Origin of the sequence: Phenylobacterium sp., from assembly GCF_031181185.1 — a bacterium.
Classification (GTDB): Bacteria; Pseudomonadota; Alphaproteobacteria; order Caulobacterales; family Caulobacteraceae; genus Phenylobacterium.
This window is the reverse complement of record NZ_JAPSKZ010000256.1, coordinates 1-3817: the sequence shown is the minus strand read 5'-3', so window position 1 is coordinate 3817 and position 3817 is coordinate 1. Positions and strand designations below refer to the sequence as shown.

3 protein-coding genes and 1 pseudogene are annotated in these 3817 nt (G+C 68.8%); 2 read left to right on the top strand and 2 right to left on the bottom strand.

Annotated elements, in window-relative coordinates; all coding sequences use genetic code 11:
* Positions 1-701, bottom strand: a 701-nt coding sequence (locus RIF93_RS19320) for a retropepsin-like aspartic protease (RefSeq protein WP_309093075.1), incomplete at its 3' end; no start/stop codon positions are given.
* Positions 702-817: 116 nt separating this feature from the next.
* Between RIF93_RS19320 and RIF93_RS19315 the strand changes: the two genes are divergently transcribed.
* Together RIF93_RS19315 and RIF93_RS19310 are read left to right on the top strand one after the other, a co-directional pair.
* On the top strand, positions 818-1240 hold the full coding sequence (locus tag RIF93_RS19315) for a hypothetical protein (RefSeq protein ID WP_309093074.1): 423 nt from the start codon (positions 818-820) through the stop codon (positions 1238-1240).
* Between the two features lie 202 nt (positions 1241-1442).
* Positions 1443-3563, top strand: coding sequence for a sodium-translocating pyrophosphatase (locus RIF93_RS19310; RefSeq protein WP_309093073.1), 2121 nt, complete (start codon positions 1443-1445; stop codon positions 3561-3563).
* A gap of 76 nt (positions 3564-3639) precedes the next feature.
* On the opposite strand, the pseudogene RIF93_RS19305 reads toward RIF93_RS19310, so the two are convergent.
* Positions 3640-3817 (bottom strand): annotated as a pseudogene (locus RIF93_RS19305) (outer membrane protein assembly factor BamE); the annotation flags it as partial.

Here is a 3817-nt window from a genome sequence, read left to right as displayed (position 1 = left end):
GACTCCATCCGCACCTGCTGGGGCGGATCGACCTTGCCGCGCCGGCGCTCCGTGGCGCGGACGATCTCGCGCAGCGGCCTGTTGCAGAGCGTGCCCTGGGCGCCGGAATCGATGATCGCGCTGATGGCCGTGCCGTTCAGGTCGGCGTCGACGATGGTGAGCTGGCCGTGCTTGCGGCGGGCGGGCACCACGACGACGCGGCCGGGGTGGGCCTGGTCGAACCGCGACTTGGTGATCTCGATGGCGTTCTTCTTGAAGTCGAGCACCAGCCGCTGGCCCTTAAGCCAGTCGACGCCGAGGATGCCGTGGACGCCGGGGCCCTTGATCGGCAGGGCCGGCGCGTGGACGCGCTTGCGGTTGCGCTTGCCCACCTGGAGGTCGTCGATGAACACGCTGGGCCGCTCGCGCACGCCCACGATGGTGTGGACACGGGTGGCCGGACCAGGCGCCAGGTCCAGTTCGTCGACGAGGGCGTGCGAGACGCAGCTGACGTTCGCCCCGGTGTCCAGCACGAACTGGTAGGGGCCGCGGCCGTTGATGTGCACCGGCGCCATCATGTGAGTGAACTTGTCCTGACCGGCTTCCAGGGTCACCGGCGACTCTTCGGCCGGCGCCTCCTGCGCAAGGGCGCGGGACAGGGGCGAGGCCGCGGCGCCGGCGGCCAGGAGACCGATGGCTGCCTGGCGTCTTGAGGGAGACATGCTCCGGAATCCTCCCAGATTCTCTTAGGTCAAGATCATACCACCGTTCCCCGAGCGCGGCCATTGCGGCGCAGCACGAAAGGATAATGCAACCGAATCGGCGCGAGCCTTTGCCCATGCTCCGACGCGCCCTCCTCGCCGCCGCCCTGTCCCTGACGTCCACCGCCTCGTGGGCCGCCGGCGGCGGGGCGCCGCCCAAGGACCCGGGCCAGTACGTCGACCTGCTGCCCGTCGCCCTGCCGATCGTCGCCGAGGGCCGGCTGGTGAACTACGTCTTCGTGTACGTGCGCATCAACCTGACGGGGGCGGCGCTGCCCAACAAGCTGAGGGAGCGAGAGCCGCACTTCCGCGACGCCCTGGTGCGGGCGGGGCATCGGACGCCCTTCACCCAGGCCGGCGACTACAACAAGATCGACGCCGCCAAGCTTGCGGCGACCATGATGCGGGAGGCGGCGGCCATCGCCGGCCCCGGCCAGGTCCGCTCGGTCGTGGTCACATCACAGCAGCCCCGCCGCCGCGTCGGCGCCCCACGCGCCTGACCCCTCGAATTCCTGCGTTCGCCGGGCGCCGGTAGGGCAGGTTGCGCCTTGCTCGGAAACCTGAGTAGGCTCGCCGTCCCGTCGGGGACCGGTGAGAGCTTCGACGTACTTTTGGGGAAACGAACAAGGGGCTGGGAGTCCGCCTGTCGCTCGCTGAGCGACGGCTCCCCCTCCGCGCAGATCGCAAAGGGGTGCGCACAACATGAGTCTAACGCTTACGCTGGTGATCGTCGCCGGCCTGCTTGCGGTGCTTTACGGCGTCGCGCAGACCAGCTCGTTGCTGAAGGCCTCGCCCGGCAACGCGCGGATGCAGGAGATCGCCGCCGCGATCCAGGAGGGCGCGCAGGCGTACCTCAACCGTCAGTACACCACCATCGCGATCGTGGGCGCGGTGATCCTGGTGGCCGCCTTCTTCCTGCTGGGCTGGGAAGCGGCCGTCGGCTTCGCCGTCGGCGCCATCCTCTCGGGCCTGGCGGGCTTCGCAGGGATGCTGATCTCGGTGCGCGCCAACGTGCGCACCGCGCAGGCCGCCTCGGAAAGCCTGGCGCGAGGCCTGTCGCTGGCGTTCCGCTCGGGCGCCATCACCGGCATGCTGGTGGCCGGCTTCGCCCTGCTGGGCGTCTCGGTCTACTTCGCCTTCCTGGTGTACGGCCTGGGCTACGACCCGACCGACCGGACCGTGGTGGACAGCCTGGTCGCGCTGGGCTTCGGCGCCTCGCTGATCTCGATCTTCGCCCGTCTGGGCGGCGGCATCTTCACCAAGGGCGCCGACGTGGGCGGCGACATGGTGGGCAAGGTGGAGGCCGGCATCCCCGAGGATGACCCGCGCAACGCCGCCACCATCGCCGACAACGTGGGCGACAATGTCGGCGACTGCGCCGGCATGGCCGCCGACCTGTTCGAAACCTATGCGGTGACCACGGTCGCCACCATGGTGCTGGCCGCCATCTTCTTCCGCGGCTCGGGCGTCGAACTCGACATGATGCTGCTGCCGCTGGCTATCTGCGGCGTCTGCATCGTGACCTCGATCCTGGGCACCTTCTTCGTCCGCCTGGGCAAGAAGCAGAACATCATGGGCGCCCTCTACCAGGGCCTGATCGTCACGGGCCTGACGTCGATCGTGGCGCTGTACTTCGTCATCAACAACCTGGTGCCGGGCGAGGTCACCGCCGGCGACTTCACCTTCGGGGCGATGGACCTCTTCTGGTGCGGCGTCGTGGGTCTGCTGGTCACCGCCGCCATCGTCGTGATCACCGAATACTACACGGGCACCGGCTTCCGGCCGGTGAAGTCGGTGGCCAAGGCCTCGGTCTCGGGCCACGGCACCAACGTGATCCAGGGGCTGGCGATGTCGCTGGAATCGACGGCGCTGCCCGCGCTGACGATCATCATCGGCATCCTGGTGACCTACAACCTCGCGGGCCTGTTCGGCATCGCCATCGCCACGACGGCCATGCTGTCGCTGGCCGGCATGATCGTCGCGCTCGACGCCTTCGGCCCGGTCACGGACAACGCCGGCGGCATCGCCGAGATGGCCGGCCTTCCCAAGGAAGTCCGCGTCTCGACCGACGCCCTCGACGCCGTGGGCAATACGACGAAGGCCGTGACCAAGGGCTACGCCATCGGTTCGGCCGGCCTGGGCGCCCTGGTGCTGTTCGCGGCCTATACCGAGGATCTGAAGTTCTTCTCGGCCAATGCGACGCCGGGCTCGTTCTTCGAGGGCCTTGGAGCGGTCGCCTTCGACCTGTCGAACCCGTACGTGGTGGTCGGCCTGCTGTTCGGCGGCCTCTTGCCCTTCCTGTTCGGCGGCATGTCGATGACGGCTGTAGGCCGGGCGGCGGAGTCGGTCGTTGCCGAGGTGCGCCGGCAGTTCAAGGAGAACCCCGGCATCATGACGGGCGAGGTGAAGCCGGAATACGGCCGCGCCGTCGACATCCTGACCCGCTCGGCCATCCGCGAGATGATCGTGCCGTCGCTGCTGCCCGTGGTCTCGCCGGTGCTGCTGTTTTTCGTGATCCGCGCGATCGCCGGGAACACCGACGCCTTCGCGGCCCTGGGCGCCATGCTGATGGGCGTGATCGTCACCGGCCTGTTCGTCGCCATCTCGATGACGAGCGGCGGCGGCGCCTGGGACAACGCCAAGAAGCTGATCGAAGAGGGTCACTACGGCGGCAAGGGCTCTGACGCCCACAAGGCGGCCGTGACCGGCGACACCGTCGGCGACCCCTACAAGGACACCGCAGGCCCCGCGGTGAACCCGATGATCAAGATCACCAACATCGTGGCCCTGCTGCTGCTGGCGGTCCTCGCCCACTCGGGCTGATCGACGAGGTCCTGAAAAGACGACGCCCCGGAGAGCGATCTCCGGGGCGTTTTCTTTGGTAGCCTAGCCGCGGAGCCTAACGCCGCTGCCCCGGACGGTTGCCGGGAGCGTCCTCGTCCTCGTTGGGGAGCATGCCGGAGCGGCCCACGCTGCCCAGCAGCTGTTCCAGGATGGTCATCTCGCGACCGCGCGTCGGCGACTCGCGGCCGTGGTAGGCGACGACCTTGCCTTCCTTCAGCGTGAAGATGCTGACC